Origin of the sequence: Roseibium porphyridii (assembly GCF_026191725.2) — a bacterium.
In the GTDB taxonomy this organism is placed as follows: domain Bacteria; phylum Pseudomonadota; class Alphaproteobacteria; order Rhizobiales; family Stappiaceae; genus Roseibium; species Roseibium porphyridii.
Genome location: NZ_CP120863.1, coordinates 4,222,618 through 4,240,271, shown reverse-complemented (window position 1 = coordinate 4,240,271; position 17,654 = coordinate 4,222,618). Strand labels below are relative to the sequence as shown.

Sequence of the window (17,654 nt, the reverse complement as noted above, 5' to 3'; positions counted from 1 at the left end):
GTCTGCCGCGTCCGACCCATGATCGAGATTGCAGTCCGCTCGATCAGCATAAGGTCAGTGAACTGGCGCTAGCCCGTGTTCATCCCAGAGCGTCCTCGCGATTTCCGCGCCGAGTGCATATTCAAAGCCGACAATTTTTTGGCTGCCCGGTTCAAGACGGCATCTATAGGCAATTTCGTACCAGACACGATTGCTTCTGATGGCACCTGCCGTGACATGGAGCGTGCTTCCTTTTGAAAATCCGTTCCTGAAAGCATGCGGCGCAAGCCGTGTCGGCCGAAAGTCCGGCCTGTCTTGACGGAGCTGTTCCATGGCTTCAAGTGCGCAAACCTGTTCGTGTTTGTCAGCCCCCGTCAACGAGGCAAGGGCCACACGTGCCTGCTGGGACCGAGGGTCTTTTAGGACGTCCGCAGCCAGGAAAGATTTGGCGGAAATCCAGCTTTTAACCAATGGATCGACCGGTTCCGCTCGAGGCGCTTCAGGCACGCCAACGTTTGCTTCACCCGTCAAGTCACGTCCCCTTGGAAGGCTCGCGTCGTCCAAGCTCTTTCTGGCTATTACCGATGCTCGCACAAGTTCCACTTCCACCGTCTCCTGGCCAGAGGTCTGTTGGTGTGGCCAGTAGCCGGCTCCGGTCAGAAAACTAAAAACAGCAAGGTGCAAAAGTACGGCGCAGACCCAGTCGAACCGGGTTGCGATGAGTTGTGAAAGTGCAGCAGGGGCAGGTGGACTATAAATGTCACGCTCCGAACCTTACCAAAAAAGAGCTGTCAAGGTGACCAAGGAGTGCGGCTGAAGTGTGAAAGCAGGGAAGCCTTGCAACCGTTGCCTGTGCAAAAGAGAAGCCTTTGAGAGAAAGGAGCGCGCGCCTCATTCATAATACTGCTCGTCGCTTGCCTTTCTTGAAGGACGAGGACCAAACCATATTGACGCATGTCGCTTAGCCGCGTCATTCAACCTGCAAGCCTATGGCGGCCAATGGGGAAAACAAAAGGGCGTTCAAAAAAACGCCTTGAACTCCGAGGTTTTTGTTCGTACACGGAGCTTACCGGAGAGGTGGCCGAGTGGCTGAAGGCGCTCCCCTGCTAAGGGAGTATACCGGGAACGGTATCGAGGGTTCGAATCCCTTCCTCTCCGCCATTCTCACTTAGAACCATCTGACTTTATCGGTATCTGAGAAAGCTTAACCATAGATCTTGTCCAGAGCTCTGAACTTCTTGGGCGAGTAGCCGGTGTAGTGCTTGAATTCCCGCGACATATGAGACGAGCTGCTGAAGCCAAGGTCCTCTGCCAGGATCGACAACGGCAGATCTGATGAGTGCAACTCGTTTTTGACCAGAGTGATCCGCTTTTTCCGGACGTAGTCTTGTGGAGAGACGTCGAACGTTGCCTGAAATTTCCGGACAAAGTGTGAGCGGCTCATGCCAGCCAGATGGTGCAGTTCCGAGATTTTCACACCCGTGCGGAGATTGTCTGCGATGTGTCTGAGAACCGGCGCCATTCGCCGGACATCGCGTTGACGCTTGAGATCCCTGTGTTTCGCGCGTGTTTTAAAATGAGGAGAGAGAAGGGATAGAATCTGGCTTCGAACGAGGATTTGATCTGCAAAGAATTCGCTGGTGAGATGCTCGTCGATCAGTGTCATCGATCGGAATGTCTCTGACACTGACTGCGCCTGAATTTCGAAGCACCAGGGATAGAGGTCGAGCACATCAATGCCGCCCTGAACAGTCATCTTAAAACAAACATTTAGCAACCTGAGATGCGACGGGCAGGAATAGTCGAAGCGTCGCGTTGTCGGAAAGAGATATGTCCGTCCCTCCTCAAGCTGGCAATGGTGACCATCGTAAGTCACTTCGGCAGAGCCCCCGGCGATGAAATAGAGCCGGTGATAATCGTCATTCAGACGGGTCCCGTTCCACTCGGTGAGGTAATCCGAGTTGTCGGAGTGAAACAGCACGATTTCAAGCCCGCTGATTTCCAAAGATCTGCTCACATTTGGAATAAAAGACATCACATCAGTGAATGATAATTGGCGATAAATAAAGCTATTTTTCCAAAAATGGGAAATCAGTGCAAAAAAATGAAACACTGATGCATAGACAGTGAGGTATCTCGCAGGCTGTATTTTCCAAGCCATTGAAGGCATCGACGCTCTGGGAGGACCGATGAGGATCGAGAAATTCGAGACCTGGATATGCAGGCGCGGGCACGGGGTATTCGATGAAGCCCGAGAAGGTGCAGCGCCAATGCCTTGGGACTATGGTGTCGGAAAAATTGTGACAAGTGACGGTGTCGAGGGTCTCGCAACCTTCTGGGCCGCACGCTCCGGCGCTGTTACCGACGCCTACCTGCAGGACGTTATCGCTCCGGTCATTCTCGGTCGCGACATATCAGACCGCGAACGTATCTGGCACGACTTCTGGAACATCGACCGGCACGGCGCTTTTTTTCCTGTCTTCCTGCCAGGTCCCATCGATGTCGCTCTCTGGGATGCGGCGGCAAAGACCGCAGAACTCCCGTTGCACAGATTTATCGGCAGTTACAGACAGAAACTTCCTGTCTATGCCAGCAGCCTGTGGCTGGATTCAGTGCAGGCTTACGTGGATGAAGCGCTGAAGTACAAATCGAAAGGCTTCAAGGCTTACAAGGTCCATCCTTGCGGCCCGTCCGAAATGGACATGGAAATTCACGCAGCAGTGCGCGCCGCGGTTGGTCAGGACATGATCCTGATGTCCGACCCGGTGTCCGAATACACACTTTCTGAAGCAATCAAAGTGGCCAGGCAGCTCGAGGATCTCAATTACAGATGGCTCGAGGAACCTTTCCGTGATTACGAACTTGATAAATACGCCAAGCTTACCCGCGCCACCGATATCGAAATCGTTGGAACCGAAACCACGCGCGGCGGCCCCTGGGGAATTGCTCAAGCCATCAAGTTCGACGCGGTTAACACCGTGCGCGCGGACGTCTCATGGAAGGCAGGCATCACGGGAACCCTGAAATCCTGTCATCTGGCCGAAGCCCACGGGATGAACTGTGAACTGCACACGACAACCATGGGGCCCATGGACATGGCGAATGTTCATGTCTCTTGTGCGGTTCGAAACTGCGATTTCTTCGAACTCTTTGTTCCAGAAGACATTTTCCAAGCCCCTATGCGCCAGAGCTACTACGAGTTCATCGACGAAAATGGCGACATTCACGCTCCTGAGGGGCATGGACTTGGCGTGGAGATCGACTGGGACCTCGTCGATGACAACTGCGTTTCTCATCGCATCTACAGCAACTGATTATTACCGGCGCAGGAGGAAGCGCACGGAATAATCGAACTGGGAGGAAGTAAAAAATGAAACTGATCGCAAAACTCGTAACCGGTGTCGCACTGAGTGCGATGACCATGGTTTCGGCCGTGGCTGACGACGCTCGCTACGCCTGGTATGCGTCAACCGTGCATCCCTATTTCGATGAGGTGCAAAAAGGCGTCGACAAGTTTTCGGAAGATTTTGGGATCGAGGTCACTAAGCGCCTCGGCCAGGATTGGACACAGGACAACCAGAACGAAAACGTCGCTGCCATGGCAGCACAGGGTTTCAATGCTTTCAGCATTTTTCCGTCAGATGTGTCAGGTGCCAGAGGGCTCTATGAAGAGCTTGCCGAGCAGGGCATCACCATCGTGGACTTTGGTCAGGCAACCAAGGAGCCAACACCAGCTGCCTTCTATGTCGGGACCCAGCTGAAAGAGGCGGCGATGCTCGCCACTGAAGAGCTGATCAAATCCATGGGTGGCAAAGGCAACATCATCAATGTTCTGGAGGTTCCGGGAGACAACACCCGCTTGCGTCAGGAAGGTGTCGAGGAAGTGGTCGCCAAGTATCCTGACGTCAAGATCATCCAGACTGTCGGCGATCTATCTTCAATCGAAGACAGTGTCGAAAAGGTTCAAAACGCCATTGCCGCCAACCTTGGCAATATCGACGGTATGATCGCGACCGGTTACACACCTACCGTTGCCATTGCCCAGCTGCTGACCGAGTATCATGAAAATGGCGGTGAGCGCATCCACTTCTACGGTATCGACACGGATGCTGTTGTTCTCGATGCGATCCGGGCTGGCCATATAGATGGAACGATGGCGCAGAACCCATTCGGGCATGGCTATATTCCAATGGTATTGCTGAAAAAACTGTCCGAGGGTTACAAGCCTCGCGAAGGCGTGCATGCGATCGATGCTGGTGTCGTGCCGGTTACTGCTGAAAACATCGATACATTTCAGGCTGATATCTCTGAACTGACCAAAGACATCATCGACAATCTCGACAGCACTTATCTGACCAATTGATCCAGCTGAAATACCTCGCGGAACCGGCTTGCCGGTTCCGCGAGCCATGCTCATATGTCAACGACAGGACCCAGCTGTGTTTCTCACCAGGCTAAAGTCGGGAAAGATCATCACGGGAGCAGAGTCAGGCATCATTGGTGCCGCCCTGATCCTGGTGATTTTGTTCGCACTCTCATCGGACAGCTTTCTGACCCAATACAATCTGTTCAATCTCACACGCACGCAGTCGCTCTATATCTTTGTCGCTCTTTCGCAGGCGGTAATGCTGGCCACCGGCAACATGAACCTTTCGGTTGGGGCGATTGCCGGACTGACCGCGGTAATTTTCGGCTACTCTGTCGACACGCTTGATCTCGCATGGCCGCTCGCTCTGTTGATTGCATTGGGTGTTGCCTTGTTTGCAGGTGCTTTCAACGGGTTCGTGATGACCGTTCTTGGTGTGAACTCGTTTATCGTGAGTTTGTCGACCCTCTTCATTTTCACCGGGTTCGTCTACGGGATTTCGGAGGGTTATTCCTACCGCGAGATACCAGCGGATTTTGTCAGGATAGGCCGCGGCAACTTTCTGGGATTGCCCTATTTGTTTTACCTGATGGTCGCGACCTTGATCGCTGTCTGGTACATGTTCCGGTACACAGTTTTTGGACGGCAGGTGCTAGCAACCGGCAGCAATCTGGAAGCTGCCAAACTCTCAGGCATCAACACTGGCCGCATCATAATGGGCGCTAATCTCCTGTCGGCATTCTTTGCTGGCGTCGGCGGCTTGCTTTGGGTGTCCAGGCTGGGATCTGCTCAACCTGCCATCGGTCAGAATTGGCTTCTGATTTCATTTGCAGTCGCGATCATCGGTGGAACAGCACTCGCCGGTGGCCGCATTACAGCCATCGGCCTTTTCTGTGGCGGCCTGATCATGGTTCTGATCAAAAACGGCCTCATCCTGGTGCAGGCAAATGTCTACTTCGAGCAGGCGTTTTTGGGATCAATCATCCTCCTGACCATATTGCTCGACCGGGCCCGTGAGGTCTGGAGCCGCAAGGCCGGAAAGTCATGACGCTCGAGCTTAGGAACATAAGCAAGTCCTTTCCCGGTGTGAGGGCCCTGGACGATGTGTCAGTCACATTTAATCCAGGGGAGGTTCATGCGTTGCTCGGTGAAAACGGCGCCGGGAAAAGCACTTTGATCAAGGCCATTTGCGGCATTCAAAGGGCCGACCACGGCACGATCTCGTTGGATGGTGTTCCGCTTAACCTGTCGTCCCTGAAGGACGGAATGCGTCACGGCATCACTATCGTGAACCAGGAAATCCAGGTGTTTTCGGAAAGCAGCGTCGCCGAAAACATCATGATCGACAAACTTGAAAAGTACCGCGGCTTTGGCGGGATTTCCTGGAAGCGTCTCAACGCTGATGCGCTGGAATATCTTGAACTTGTCGGACTTGAGATTGACCCGGAGACACCTATTGGAGGCCTCAGTGCCGCGCAGAAGCAACTTGTCCAAATTGCCAAGGCGCTTTCCAGCAAGGCGACTGTCATTTTGTTCGATGAACCGACATCATCCATTACCGCAAATGAAGTCACCAAACTGTTTGAGGTGATTGGGGACCTCAAGGCCAAGGGCTACACCTTGATCTTTGTGTCCCATAAGCTTGAGGAAGTTCTCGAGATTTGTGACCAGGTAACGGTGCTTCGCGACGGTCGCCATGTCGGGACGCGATGTATCTCGGAGCTGGACAAGGAAACGATCATCGAATTGATGATCGGCCGGAAAATTCAGATCGAGAATTTCGCCAGGCTTGAGACTGATCCAGATGACGTGGTCTTAAGTGCAAAGGATCTGTCGTCGAAAGGTCTGTTCGAAAACGCGTCATTCGCTCTCCGGCGCGGAGAGGTTCTGGGCTTTTACGGATTGGTCGGTTCCGGGCGGACCGAACTTGCAAAGACGATTATCGGCCACTTTCCAATCAGTTCCGGAGCGCTGTCCGTCCATGGACGCGATGTAAAGGTGCGAAACGTCGCGGACTGCATCAAGACGCACAACATCGGCTACGTTTCGGAGAACCGCAAGGAAGACGGTCTTTTTCTAGATTTTGATATCGAAACCAACATGACATTGGCGATCTGGAAGAGAATTCAGAACCCTTTGACACGCGCTATTGACGTAAAAGAACAACGCAACGTTGCAAACGGGCTGATGAGAGCGCTGGATGTGCGTGCAACCGGTATCGATCAGCGTGTCGGCAATCTGAGCGGAGGCAATCAGCAGAAGATTTCGATCGCAAAATGGCTTGCAGCAAATTGCGATATCCTGATTATCGATGAACCGTCGGTTGGCGTCGATATCGGCGCGAAGACCATGATTCACAAGCTGATCTGGGATCTTGCCAAGGTCGAGAAGAAGTCGATTATCCTGATTTCCTCGGATATGCCGGAAATGATTTCGCTGGCCAGCCGGATCCTTGTTTTCAAGGAAAAACGCATCACGGGCGTGGTTCCGGGCATCGCAGAACCCGGGCAAACCTACGATGCATTGAGCCGCGGGATCGGGAGACTGATGGCATGACGACACTGGAAAGTCCGTTCCGCCTGGACGGGAAAGTAGCCTTGATCACCGGTGGCGGAAGCGGATTGGGGTTGGCCATGGCCCGCTGCTTTGTTGCTTCAGGTGCCAAGGTTCTGATTGCCGGCAAGACAGAAGCAAAGCTGCGGAGCGCTGTGTCGGAACTGGGCGAAGGCGCTTCGTATCATGTCGCCGACATCACTTCGCAAGGTGCTGCACGCGATGTGATCAGCACCTGTGTCGAGCGCTATGGAGGCCTCGACATATTGGTCAACAACGCCGGAAATCATGTCAAGAAACCACTCCTTGAAACGGAAGTGGGGGACATTCAAGCCATATTGGACACCCATGTGCTGGCGGCATTCGAACTGAGCCGAAACGCCGTTCCGGTCATGAACGCCCGGGGTGGTGGCTCCATCTTGTTTATCGCATCAATGGCTTCATATCTTTCCGTACCCCAAGTCATCGGCTACACGGTGGCAAAATCTGCGGTGCTTGGGCTAGTCCGGGGAATAGCAGCGGAAATCAGCCTGGAAGGCATCCGCATTAATGGAATTGCCCCAGGGTGGATCGAGACCCCCATGACGGCCAAGGCACTCGACAATGATCCGGAACGCAAGAACAAGATAATTTCAAGAACACCGATGAAGACCATGGGCAAGCCGGAAGATATCGGCTGGGCGGCGACGTATCTGGCCTCAGATGCCGCCGCCTTTGTGAACGGTCATGTGCTGGTCGTCGATGGTGGGGCCCTTAGCGGATTTTAGCAATGAGAGCATTTTATATTGACAGCCCCGGAGTTACGCGCTTCGGGACCGCAACGCCGCCTGAGATGAAGGAAGATGAAGTTCTTCTAAGAGTTCAAAGGATTGGCTTATGCGGGTCAGATCTGAATACGTATCGAGGGCGCAATCCTCTTGTCAGTTACCCTCGCATTCCTGGGCACGAAATTGCCGGTGAAATTGTCAAAGTCGGATCACGGGTTCCGGGCTCAATCCAACCTGGTCAACACGTCACTCTGAACCCTTACAAAAATTGCGGTGAGTGCCCGGCATGCCGCAAAGGACGGATCAATGCTTGCCGCAACAACCAGACCATGGGTGTTCAGCGTGAAGGCGCTTTGACCGAAGTCATCGCGGTCCCCTGGGAGCGGATCGTGAAGGCATCCGTCAAGGAGCTGAATCATCTTGCGCTCATCGAGCCGATGGCCGTTGGCTTTCATGCGGTCCGGCGCGGGCGGGCCCACAAAGGGGACAAGGTCATCGTGTTCGGCTGTGGTGCCATCGGACTTGGGGCCATCGCCGGCTGCGTGCGTGCTGGCGCGGAGGTTCTGGCAGTCGATATTGTCGATCGGAAACTGGAGATTGCACGTGAAGTGGGCGCCGTTGCAACAATCAACAGCAGGTCTCAGGATGTCATTGATTTTGTGATGGATTTCACCCGCGGCGACGGTATGGACCTTGCAATTGAAGCCGTGGGCCATCCCCAAACCTTTGTTGATTGTGTCGAGGTGGCGGCTCCTGCTGGACGCGTGGTTTATATCGGTTATTCAAAAGCGCCGGTGTCTTACGACACAAAAAAGATCCTGACCAAGGAGTTGGACATCATGGGATCCCGCGGTGCGTTACAGCAGGATTTCGAGGATGCGGTAAATTATGTCGAGGCGGGCGGCTATCCAGCCGATGCGACGATCACCAGAGTTTTCGATTTCGAAGATGCCGGCACCGCGCTTCAGCTTTGGGAAGAGGACCCGAATTCGGTTACCAAGTTCATCATAGCGCATCCTGAAGTACCCAGCCGTGACTGATGCTGTTGGCGGTCTTGCTTTTGGCACTTCTGCGCTTGCCGGCCTTTATAGGCCTTGCGACGCGGATGCTGCCAATTCAGTGCTCTGGGCGGCTTGGGCACATGGCATCCGCTCGTTTGACACGGCGCCTCACTATGGCAATGGAATGTCCGAGCGGCGATTGGGCGATTTCCTGCGGGAGAAGGAGGGATGGGTTCTTTCAACAAAGGTCGGCCGTCTCCTGACACCTGCCGCCGAGACGACCGATAGTGTCAATGGGTTCCACAATCCGCTGCCCTTCGACCAGCATTTTGATTTTTCCTACGACGGCATTATGCGGTCTGTTGAGGCAAGCTTTCACAGGCTTGGTCTCAACCGGATCGATACGCTTTATGTTCACGACATTGGAGATCCCGTCGCTGGCACTGATACAGCTGTTCACAAGAAGCAGCTGCTTGAAGGCGGGCAGGTGGCCTTGAGCGAGTTGAAGTCTGCCGGTGTCGTCAAGATGGTTGGACTGGGCGTCAATCACACGGCGATCTGCTGTGAGCTTGTACCAGATATGGATCTTGATCAAATCCTGCTTGCCGGCAGATACACGTTGCTGGACCAATCCGCTCGGGAAAAGCTGTTTCCGATACTTGAAAAGAGAGGTGTCCGTCTGGTTGTCGGCGGAGTGTTTAACTCGGGTATTCTGGCAACAGGCCCAACAAAGAGCGCGCACTATGACTATGCTCCGGCTTCGGACCTTGTATTGAAGAAAGTGTCTGAAATCGAAGCAATTTGTAAGAGCCACAACGTTCCACTTGCGGCAGCCGCTTTACAGTATCCGGCACGCAATCCCCTGGTTGCATCGACCTTGATTGGCACGGCCAGGACAAGTTCATTGATGAGAAACATCGAGCAATTCAAGACACCCTTGCCCGAGGCATTGTGGAATGATCTGCGACGATCCGGGTTCATTGGAGAGAGAGAATGATTGTCGACGCCCATCAGCATTTCTGGACGCTGGCAAGAGGTGACTACGCCTGGCCGAACGAAAGCGTCGCACCGATTTTCAAGGACTTCGGTCCACAGGATCTGGAGCCATTGCTTGTCGCTGCAAGCGTTGACCGCACGGTTCTGGTTCAGGCGACCGATAGTGTCGACGAAACAAGGTTTCTACTCGATTTGGCCGGGAAGTCGGACCGCATTGCCGCAGTGGTCGGATGGGTCGATTTTGCATCCGATGCGGCGGTCAAAACAGTTCAAGACCTGGCGAAGAACCCTCTGCTCAAGGGGCTCAGACCCATGTTGCAGGGGATTGAACAGTCAGACTGGATTTTGCAAGACGCTGCCGAAGCTGTCCTGACACAAATGGTCAGTGCCGACTTGCGGTTCGACGCGTTGGTCCAGCCGCGTCATTTGCCGCATCTATTCGAACTGGCAAAGCGCCACCCGGGTCTGGCGATTGTCGTCGACCATCTGGCCAAACCGGAAATGGGAGAAGGTCGCGAACCTGATCATCTCTGGAGGATGGGAATGGAGAGCCTTGCAGCAAGGCCGAACGTCTATTGCAAACTCTCCGGCATGGTTACGGAAATAGGGCCAGACTGGAAACTGCAGGACCTGCAGCCGTTTGCAAAGACGATCCTTGATTGCTTTGGACCTGATCGGGTGATGTTTGGGAGCGACTGGCCAGTCGTAAACCTTGCAAGCGACTATGCTTCCTGGATAACAGCTGCCCGTTCACTTCTGTCTGGTTTGTCGGAGAGCAACGTGAGCAAGATCATGGGCGGCACGGCGCGGAAATTCTACGGGATCGACTAGCCTGATCTGTGCTGCGAAGATCAGAGATTTCTCGCAAGCCAATGATGTCATTACAAGATCTGAAGCCGAATACCCGGAACGCGATCAGGATATTTGTGGTCTTTCCTGAAAACGGTTGAGGACTGAGCGCCAGGCATGCTTGAGATGTCGACGCATGACAGCTCTGGCCGCACTGCGCTCGCGGGCTCGAAGAGCGTCGATGATTTCCAGATGATCATTGAGCGCAATAAGCCGCCGCTCCGTGTTGTGTTCCCGCCAGCTTTCGTGGAACCTGAAATAGAATATCAGGGACAAAGCAGCTTCGTTGACCAGCAACAGAATGCTGCTTGAATACCTCAACAGCAGGCGATGGAAGGCTGCATCCATCTCAGCGACATTCTGAGAGGACTCTTCGGGAGCGTCGAGGTAGGATCTGTGCAGCTGTTGTGCTGCGTCCAGGTGTTGCCAGAACTCAGAATCTTCGGGCAAGTCGACAAGTTTGTCCAACGCCGACATCTCGCAGTAGTACCGGAAATCAAAAAGGGTATCAGCCAGTTCTCTGGTGAAGCCATGGTAGATCCAGTTTCTGTGCTGTTCTTTGCTGAGAAACCCAAATCGGCTGAAGCTGACAAAAATCTGGTGGAGTGTTGCGATCGGGACGTTGATCTGAGAGGCAACATGACTTTCGGAGATCCTGGCTCCTCTCGCGATCTTCTCATCCAAAAGCCAATTGAAAAACCGTGTTTCAGCAATTTCGCGTGTAGGCTTCGTCAAAACGGGAGAGTAAAAATCGGAGCCTCTGACAGGTTGCAACAGTTGAACGCCACCATCGTTCCTTTCGATGATCTTGTTCTTTTCCAGGTGAGCCAAGACCTTTCGCGCTGTCGTCCGGCTTACTCCAAGGGCCAAGGCAAGCCCTTGTATGGTCGATGGAAGTTTTTCTTCACGGCATAAATTCAGCGACTCATTGTAGGACAGCTTAAATGTTTTGTCGGTTCGAGCCATTTCAAGCTCCGCTGCTGGAATTCTGAGTGTTCTTAATATCTGTTTTATATTTTTAAAAACATCTTCTCAAGGCATACGTGTCTTTTATAAATTTTGAACATAGAAGTGTGCGGCTGGATGGAGGTCTGGTCGAGGAAGGAGACACAATGTTCAAGAAATCTATGAATCGCCTGTTGGCCACGTCCATAGTCAGCGCAACTGCTGTTTTGGGGGCAAGTGCTGTTCAGGCTCAAGACGTTTTGAAGTTCGGACATGTTTACGAGGCGGCCACCCCTTACCATGAGGCAGCGCTCCGGACCGCGGCTGAATTTGAAAAGGCAACTGACGGCAGATTCAAAATTGAAGTGTTTCCTGCGTCTCAGCTCGGCAAGGAAGTCGCGTTGAACGAAGGATTGTCTCTGGGCACTGTCGACATAATCTACACCGGCATGGGGTTCATGGGTCAAAGCTACCCGCCAATCTCCATTTCAGACTATCCCTTCACACTGCGTGGGTATGACCATTGGAAGGCCTATGCCACATCGGATCTGTTCCGTGAGCTTGCTGGCGAATATACGAAAGTAACGGGCAATCTGGTTGCGTCGATGACGTATTACGGAGCCCGTCACGTAACGTCGAACAAGCCTATCCTGAAGCCGGAGGACATGGCTGGTCTTAAGATCCGCACGCCAAATGCACCCGCCTACCAGTTGTTCCCGAAGGCAACCGGTGCGAACCCGACACCGATGGCATTTTCTGAAGTCTATCTTGCGCTTCAGCAAGGCGTTGTCGACGCACAGGAAAACCCGCTTCCGACGATCCAGTTCAAGAAGTTCTACGAGGTTCAGTCGAACATCAACCTGACCGGTCACATCACCAACTCGCTGGCGGTTCTGGTGTCGCCGATTACAGCTCAGAAGCTGGGCGATGACTACGCGGTTCTTCAAAAGATCCTGGGTGAATCCTCTGATTGGGCTTCGGGAAAAATTGTTGAATCCGAAAACAATCTCGCTGGTTGGTTTCGCGAACAGGGCGTAACGGTCAATGAAGTCGACCGGGCACCGTTTATCGCTGCCGTAGCGCCGCATCTGAAAGGCGACGAAACACCGTTCTCGGCGGAGCTTTACGACAAGCTTCAGGCGATCAAATAACCCACCCGGATTATTTGAAACGTTTATTGGTTTGCCCCAACCGGGGCAAACCAACTGGCGAAAGGACGGTACATGGCTGTGGACCCGGCAAGCATTGAAAAGCTGCTAAAAGAACAGGAAGTGGAACAGGCAAAAGCGACCGAAGGGAACCGGCTGTCCATAACCGACTATGTGCTTCTGGCGATTTTCCTGACGCTTTTTGTCGTCGTATTCCTGCAGTTTTTTACCCGCTATGTTCTCAACGACTCCATCGCCTGGACCGAGGAGGCTGCACGTTATCTGCTCATCATCCTCGGATTTGCGGGAGCCTTTAAGTGCCAACAGCTCGATCTTCACATCAGACTGGAATTTGTAGACCACTGGCTGCCCAGACAAGCAAAGTATCTTAAGTTCTTTGCATTGATTGCCACGACGGTGTTCTTTGCATTCTGCGGCTATTCCTTGCTGGAACTGATCGAGAAAACGAGTTTTCAGCACATGGTGTCGCTCCCGTTCCCCAAATACTACCTCTATTACGTGCTCTTGGCGGCAATCGTCGCCGTCGTCTGCCTCCAGCTGGTGCAGTTGACGAAGGCTTTTCGGACACTCCTCAAATGACAATCTTCCTTTTGTTTGCAAGCCTCTTTGCGCTGATGCTGTTGCGCGTGCCGATAGCCGTCGCTCTCGGATTGTCTTCGCTGGGTTACATTCTGATTGAGGGGCTGCCTGCTGTTGTCCTGCCGCACAACATGATTGGGGGTATGGACAGTTTCCCGCTTCTGGCTGTTCCATTTTTCATTCTCGCCGGCGCTTTGATGAACTCGGCCGGTATCACCTCACGCATATTCGATTTCGCGCGTTCCATTGTCGGATGGATGCATGGCGGCCTTGGTCATGTGAACATTGGCGCGAGTATCATTTTTGCCGGTATGTCTGGCGCCGCCGTCGCAGATGCCGGCGGGCTTGGTGCAATCGAAATACGGGCGATGCGGGACTCCGGTTACGATGACGACTTTTCCGTTGGTGTGACGGCAGCTTCGTCGACAATAGGCCCGATTATTCCTCCCTCGCTTCCGCTTGTGATCTTTGGCGTGATGGCGTCCGTCTCAATCGGCGAATTGTTTGTTGCAGGCATCGTACCCGGGCTGTTGATGGCGTTGTCGCTGATGGTCATGGTCTGGTTCTATTCGCGTCGGCGCAACTACCCGAGGGACACCGAATTTCGCTTGGGGAATGTCTGGAGCACCTTCAAACGCGCCTTTTTGCCCTTAATGACACCGGTCATTATCGTCGGCGGCATTGTTTCTGGAGCCTTCACACCAACGGAAGCTGCGGTTTGCGCGGCTGCCTATGCCATGTGCCTCGGGCTGTTCGTGTACGGGACACTTAATGCCAAGCGTCTGGCCACGGCTGCGATGGAAACGATCGAAATGACGGCGTCCATCCTCCTCATTGTCGGCGCGGCAAGCGTGTTCGCCTGGATCCTGACCTCCAATCAGGCCGCGGCCCTCTTTGCAAAAGGGCTGTTGTCGCTGACCGAAAACAAGTATCTGATCCTGCTGTTGATCACTCTGGTGGTCCTGGTTGTGGGCCTGTTCATGGAAACGATTGCGGCGATTTCCATTCTGGTTCCGGTTCTGTTGCCCGTGACACAGCAAATTGGCGTCGATCCTGTACACCTGGGCATCATCGTCATTTTGAACCTGATGATCGGACTTTTGACGCCGCCCGTCGGTATGGTGCTTTTTGTCCTCTCGAAGGTTTCGAACGTGCCATTTGAAAGATGCGTCAAAGCAACCGTGCCGTTCCTGGTGCCATTGGTAGGCGTCTTGCTCCTCCTGACCTTCGTACCCTCGCTGACACTCTATTTGCCGGAGGTCCTTTACCGGCAGTAGGGCCTTCGCGTATCAGCGCGAATGCACGTGTAGAGCGCAAAAGTATGTAAAGGGAACGTGACCGCGGTACCGGCGTGGTGGTTGTCCCGGCTGCGACATGGCGCTGTTTGAACACAGTCAATTCTAACGGTTGCGGCAATGGCCAAATAAGGCTTCTTGATCTTACAAGAAGAGTCAAATTACGGCAAAGGCACTGACAAGACTTCGCTGAAGAGCAGGGTGCATGCGGCGATTACTCCCGTGACACTCAGGATCAGGATCGTCCAACTCTTCGCCGAGTATTTGTCATGCTGTGCAATGACTGTCAGAACCAGGCCAAGGAGCGCTGCCGCAATTCCAAACCCGAGGACGGGAAAGAGAAACACTGCGCCGAGCATGGCGATGGGCAACGCCGTAATTCGGATCCACGAACCTTCCACAGCGAACTCGGTCACGTGCCTTGTTAGCGCAAGCCGAAGAAGAGCAAGACAAACAAACGCTGTCATTGCCATTGCGATCGTGCGAGGGAACACAGCAGCTTCAGGATTGAGATGCGCCGACTGCTGAAGAGCCAGCAGCGCGATCCCGCCAGCGATCAGAAGAGCAATCAGGTCGCGCATGATCGCGGGTCTTGCTGCGCGCTCGCGATCATGTCCAGGTGTCTCCTCGCGTCGAGAGACGATTTGCTTCAGGCGCGGCAGGAACGGGTAGAAAAACGTAAGCAATGTCAGCGCAATGATCGCCATGGACAAGGGACGCCCAAAGAACTGCCCCCAGAGATTGCCGATGGCGTCGCCAATCGTCCAGCTTTGAACGAACCCCTGTTCCGCGATGCGGCCGAGGATCAGGCCAAGTACGATGGGTGAAACGGAAAACCCGCGCTTGCCTGCAACCCAGCCGACCACGCCAAGCACGATCATGATCGCAATGTCCGACAGGCTGTTGCGGATTGCGAATGTGCCAATCACTGTCATGAAGGCAACCACCGGAACGAGGGCAGCTTTCGGTGCCCGCACAATAGCGCCATAGGCAAAGCGGCCGATCATCAATCCGACAGGCAGCATCAGAACAGTCGCCAGCAAGAGGCCAAAGATAAAGGTGTAAACGATGCTGGCACCGTCAGCGAAAAGGCTGGGGCCCGTGCGCACTCCCTGAACCAGCAATGCACCGAGGATAACCGCGTCGGGTGGTGTACCTGGAATGCCGAGTACCAGGGTTGGAATGAAGCCGCCTCCGACCGTGGCGTTGTTTGCAGATTCTGTTGCGACAATCCCGCCAGGGTTGCCCTCGCCATAAGATGGTTTGCCTTTGTTCGTGCGCCTTGCTTCGGAGTAGGCAACCAGACCTGCAATCGATCCACCAGCGCCTGGCAGCGCGCCTACCATGGTGCCGACCACGGAACTGCGAATGACGTTGACCTTGTTCTTGATCAGAAGCCGAAATGCTTCCGGAAGCCGAAAGCCGCGGGTCTGCTCCGGTGCCTTCAGATGCCGGTCCGGGGTGGCGACGAGATCAATCAGAACCGGAATACAATAAAGGCCGATCAGGGCGGAAACAGTCTCGACACCACCTAAAAGCACATTTGACCCGAAGGTGAAGCGGACCTCCGCGCTTGTCTCGGAAATTCCGATCATCGCAAGAAGCAGCCCGAAGCATGCGCCGATCACGCCTTTCAGAAAATCGCCTGTAGACAGCGCTGCGATGAGCGAAAGTCCGAAGATGGCAAGCCAGAAGTATTCCACCGGGCCAAAAGCCAGGGCTGCCTCGGCAAGCGGTGGCGCAAGCAACAAGAGCGCCAGGGCGCCGACAAGCCCTCCGATGACCGACGAGATACAGGCGACCGACACCGCCAGGTCTCCATCACCGCGTTTGGCCATCGGATAGCCGTCGAAGGTTGTCGCGATTGCCGATGGTGTGCCGGGTGTATTCAGCAAAATGGCGGCATATGCGCCGCCATAAATTGCTCCGGTGTAAATCGCCCCCATGAGAATAAGCGCGCTGTCCGGCGACATTGTAAATGTTAGCGGAACCAGAACCGCAACGGCCATTGTCGCTGTTAAACCGGGAATGGAGCCGATGATTGTACCTGCTGCCACACCCAACAGGGCGAGCAGCAGATTTAGCGGTGACAGCGCACCGACAACAAACTCGAGCATCGATTCCTCCTGGGAGAGACGGGCGCGTCAGGGACGTGAAGAAGGAGGCGCGGGGTGCGCCTCCTTCAGCAGTGTCACTCGATGATACCCGCTGACCGCGCAGCATTCAGATAGCCATCGGCCTTTTCTGAAATAAAGGCGTCCATATCAGCGCCATAGCCCACGTCCACGAGCGCAAAACCGCCATCGAGCATTTGCTTCTGGAACTCGGGATCGGCGTTGATGGCCTTGATCGCGTCAGAGACTTGCGTCCGCACCTCTTCCGATGCGGAGTTAGGCACCGCAATGCCGCGATACGCACCCGACACCATGTCAAATCCAAGCTCGCGGAAGGTGGGAACGTCAGGAAACGCCGGATGGCGATCTTCCATGGCGACCGCAAGCACACGTACTTTGTCACCTTGTGCGGCGCCGACAGTCGTATAGCCCCAGGCTGCTTTTACCTGGTTGCCCAAAAGAGCCGTAACAGAAGCGCCCGTACCCTTGAACGAGACATAAGTGCTTTCGATGCCTGCCATTTCGTCGAACTGGACTTGTGCCAGGTGATTTGCCGTGCCTTTGCCTGAACCGGAGAAAATGACCTGCTTCGGATTGGCCTTGGCATCATCGATGAGATCTTGAAGCGTCTTGTAGGGGCTGTCTGCCGTTACCACAATGGCGTCGGGCGTGTAGTGAAACATGTAAACCGCAGCCAGATCATCAGTCTTGAAACCGACATCGCCTTGTTCCGGCTTGATGATGATGTGGGGAAGGTTGATCCCCATGATGACCGACCCGTCGCCCGCCATGTTGTTCAGCTGCGACCAACCCACGGCACCGCCACCGCCCGGCTGATAGTTTACCACCATCTGTTCGCCAAAGAGCTTCTCGAAAAAGGGTTGCTGAAAACGTGCCGTAATGTCGGATTCACCGCCCGGACCGAATGGAATGATATAGTCTACGCTGCCCTTCGGAAAATCCTCAGCAGACGCAACGCTGGCGAATGCGGTTAGTGTCAGCGCCATTAAGGTCGACGTCAACTTCATGTGTATCTCCTCC

At 54.1% G+C, this 17,654-nt stretch carries 16 protein-coding genes and 1 tRNA gene; 12 read left to right on the top strand and 5 right to left on the bottom strand.

Translation table 11 applies throughout. The features are described 5' to 3' along the window. Positions 1-54: 54 nt before the first annotated feature. Positions 55-582, bottom strand: coding sequence for a DUF930 domain-containing protein (locus K1718_RS19625; RefSeq protein ID WP_265681127.1), 528 nt, complete (start codon positions 580-582; stop codon positions 55-57). 468 nt (positions 583-1,050) lie between these two features. Here K1718_RS19625 and K1718_RS19620 point away from each other — a divergent pair. Continuing rightward, positions 1,051-1,140 (top strand) — tRNA-Ser (locus K1718_RS19620). Positions 1,141-1,183: 43 nt separating this feature from the next. Here the strand turns inward: K1718_RS19620 and K1718_RS19615 are convergent. After that, positions 1,184-2,014: a helix-turn-helix domain-containing protein gene (locus K1718_RS19615; RefSeq protein ID WP_285806032.1), complete on the bottom strand. Its 831-nt coding sequence runs from the start codon at positions 2,012-2,014 to the stop codon at positions 1,184-1,186. Between the two features lie 154 nt (positions 2,015-2,168). On the opposite strand from K1718_RS19615, the gene K1718_RS19610 reads away from it, so the two are divergent. From K1718_RS19610 to K1718_RS19575, 8 genes are all read left to right on the top strand, one after another. After that, complete coding sequence (locus tag K1718_RS19610) at positions 2,169-3,293, top strand: enolase C-terminal domain-like protein (RefSeq protein WP_265681129.1); 1,125 nt, start codon at positions 2,169-2,171, stop codon at positions 3,291-3,293. A gap of 56 nt (positions 3,294-3,349) precedes the next feature. Next, complete coding sequence (locus K1718_RS19605) at positions 3,350-4,342, top strand: sugar ABC transporter substrate-binding protein (protein WP_152502564.1); 993 nt, start codon at positions 3,350-3,352, stop codon at positions 4,340-4,342. A gap of 76 nt (positions 4,343-4,418) precedes the next feature. Further along, positions 4,419-5,393 carry an ABC transporter permease gene (locus K1718_RS19600; protein ID WP_173006083.1) on the top strand — a complete coding sequence of 325 codons (975 nt, stop codon included), beginning with the start codon at positions 4,419-4,421 and terminating at the stop codon, positions 5,391-5,393. After that, entirely contained in the window at positions 5,390-6,901 is a 1,512-nt protein-coding gene (locus K1718_RS19595) for a sugar ABC transporter ATP-binding protein (RefSeq protein ID WP_265681130.1), read from the top strand. The genes K1718_RS19600 and K1718_RS19595 overlap by 4 nt, the downstream gene beginning before the upstream one ends. After that, on the top strand, positions 6,898-7,665 hold the full coding sequence (locus K1718_RS19590) for an SDR family NAD(P)-dependent oxidoreductase (protein ID WP_265681131.1): 768 nt from the start codon (positions 6,898-6,900) through the stop codon (positions 7,663-7,665). Before K1718_RS19595 ends, K1718_RS19590 begins: the two co-directional genes overlap by 4 nt. A 2-nt stretch (positions 7,666-7,667) precedes the next feature. Then, positions 7,668-8,705 (top strand): zinc-binding alcohol dehydrogenase family protein, encoded by a 1,038-nt coding sequence (locus K1718_RS19585; protein ID WP_152502560.1) that lies wholly within the window; start codon positions 7,668-7,670, stop codon positions 8,703-8,705. After that, on the top strand, positions 8,698-9,663 hold the full coding sequence (locus tag K1718_RS19580) for an aldo/keto reductase (RefSeq protein WP_265681132.1): 966 nt from the start codon (positions 8,698-8,700) through the stop codon (positions 9,661-9,663). The genes K1718_RS19585 and K1718_RS19580 overlap by 8 nt, the downstream gene beginning before the upstream one ends. Beyond that, positions 9,660-10,493, top strand: a complete 834-nt coding sequence (locus K1718_RS19575; RefSeq protein ID WP_265681133.1) for an amidohydrolase family protein — start codon at positions 9,660-9,662, stop codon at positions 10,491-10,493. The genes K1718_RS19580 and K1718_RS19575 overlap by 4 nt, the downstream gene beginning before the upstream one ends. 84 nt (positions 10,494-10,577) lie before the next feature. Here K1718_RS19575 and K1718_RS19570 read toward each other — a convergent pair whose 3' ends face one another. Further along, positions 10,578-11,477: an FCD domain-containing protein gene (locus K1718_RS19570; protein WP_265681134.1), complete on the bottom strand. Its 900-nt coding sequence runs from the start codon at positions 11,475-11,477 to the stop codon at positions 10,578-10,580. Positions 11,478-11,623: 146 nt separating this feature from the next. Here K1718_RS19570 and K1718_RS19565 point away from each other — a divergent pair, with 146 nt between their 5' ends. The 3 genes from K1718_RS19565 to K1718_RS19555 all read left to right on the top strand — a co-directional run bounded on the left by K1718_RS19565 (position 11,624) and on the right by K1718_RS19555 (position 14,481). Next, on the top strand, positions 11,624-12,607 hold the full coding sequence (locus tag K1718_RS19565) for a sialic acid TRAP transporter substrate-binding protein SiaP (RefSeq protein WP_152502556.1): 984 nt from the start codon (positions 11,624-11,626) through the stop codon (positions 12,605-12,607). A 72-nt stretch (positions 12,608-12,679) separates the two neighbouring features. Next, positions 12,680-13,204: a TRAP transporter small permease gene (locus K1718_RS19560; RefSeq protein ID WP_152502555.1), complete on the top strand. Its 525-nt coding sequence runs from the start codon at positions 12,680-12,682 to the stop codon at positions 13,202-13,204. Beyond that, a complete protein-coding gene (locus K1718_RS19555) occupies positions 13,201-14,481 on the top strand; it encodes a TRAP transporter large permease (protein ID WP_265681135.1) in 1,281 nt (426 codons plus the stop codon). The genes K1718_RS19560 and K1718_RS19555 overlap by 4 nt, the downstream gene beginning before the upstream one ends. Positions 14,482-14,660: 179 nt before the next feature. Here the strand turns inward: K1718_RS19555 and K1718_RS19550 are convergent, their stop codons facing one another. Further along, positions 14,661-16,616 carry a tripartite tricarboxylate transporter permease gene (locus tag K1718_RS19550; RefSeq protein ID WP_265681136.1) on the bottom strand — a complete coding sequence of 652 codons (1,956 nt, stop codon included), beginning with the start codon at positions 16,614-16,616 and terminating at the stop codon, positions 14,661-14,663. A 74-nt stretch (positions 16,617-16,690) separates the two neighbouring features. After that, a complete protein-coding gene (locus K1718_RS19545; protein ID WP_265681137.1) occupies positions 16,691-17,641 on the bottom strand; it encodes a Bug family tripartite tricarboxylate transporter substrate binding protein in 951 nt (316 codons plus the stop codon). Between the last annotated feature and the right edge of the window lie 13 nt (positions 17,642-17,654).

Bases quoted from the DNA above. Each gene is read 5' to 3' on its own strand.
- K1718_RS19615 (WP_285806032.1), bottom strand. From the start codon at position 2,014: ATGTCTTTTATTCCAAATGTGAGCAGATCTTTGGAAATCAGCGGGCTT.
- K1718_RS19610 (WP_265681129.1), top strand. From the start codon at position 2,169: ATGAGGATCGAGAAATTCGAGACCTGGATATGCAGGCGCGGGCACGGG.
- K1718_RS19605 (WP_152502564.1), top strand. From the start codon at position 3,350: ATGAAACTGATCGCAAAACTCGTAACCGGTGTCGCACTGAGTGCGATG.
- K1718_RS19595 (WP_265681130.1), top strand. From the start codon at position 5,390: ATGACGCTCGAGCTTAGGAACATAAGCAAGTCCTTTCCCGGTGTGAGG.
- K1718_RS19590 (WP_265681131.1), top strand. From the start codon at position 6,898: ATGACGACACTGGAAAGTCCGTTCCGCCTGGACGGGAAAGTAGCCTTG.
- K1718_RS19585 (WP_152502560.1), top strand. From the start codon at position 7,668: ATGAGAGCATTTTATATTGACAGCCCCGGAGTTACGCGCTTCGGGACC.
- K1718_RS19575 (WP_265681133.1), top strand. From the start codon at position 9,660: ATGATTGTCGACGCCCATCAGCATTTCTGGACGCTGGCAAGAGGTGAC.
- K1718_RS19570 (WP_265681134.1), bottom strand. From the start codon at position 11,477: ATGGCTCGAACCGACAAAACATTTAAGCTGTCCTACAATGAGTCGCTG.
- K1718_RS19565 (WP_152502556.1), top strand. From the start codon at position 11,624: ATGTTCAAGAAATCTATGAATCGCCTGTTGGCCACGTCCATAGTCAGC.
- K1718_RS19560 (WP_152502555.1), top strand. From the start codon at position 12,680: ATGGCTGTGGACCCGGCAAGCATTGAAAAGCTGCTAAAAGAACAGGAA.
- K1718_RS19555 (WP_265681135.1), top strand. From the start codon at position 13,201: ATGACAATCTTCCTTTTGTTTGCAAGCCTCTTTGCGCTGATGCTGTTG.
- K1718_RS19550 (WP_265681136.1), bottom strand. From the start codon at position 16,616: ATGCTCGAGTTTGTTGTCGGTGCGCTGTCACCGCTAAATCTGCTGCTC.
- K1718_RS19545 (WP_265681137.1), bottom strand. From the start codon at position 17,641: ATGAAGTTGACGTCGACCTTAATGGCGCTGACACTAACCGCATTCGCC.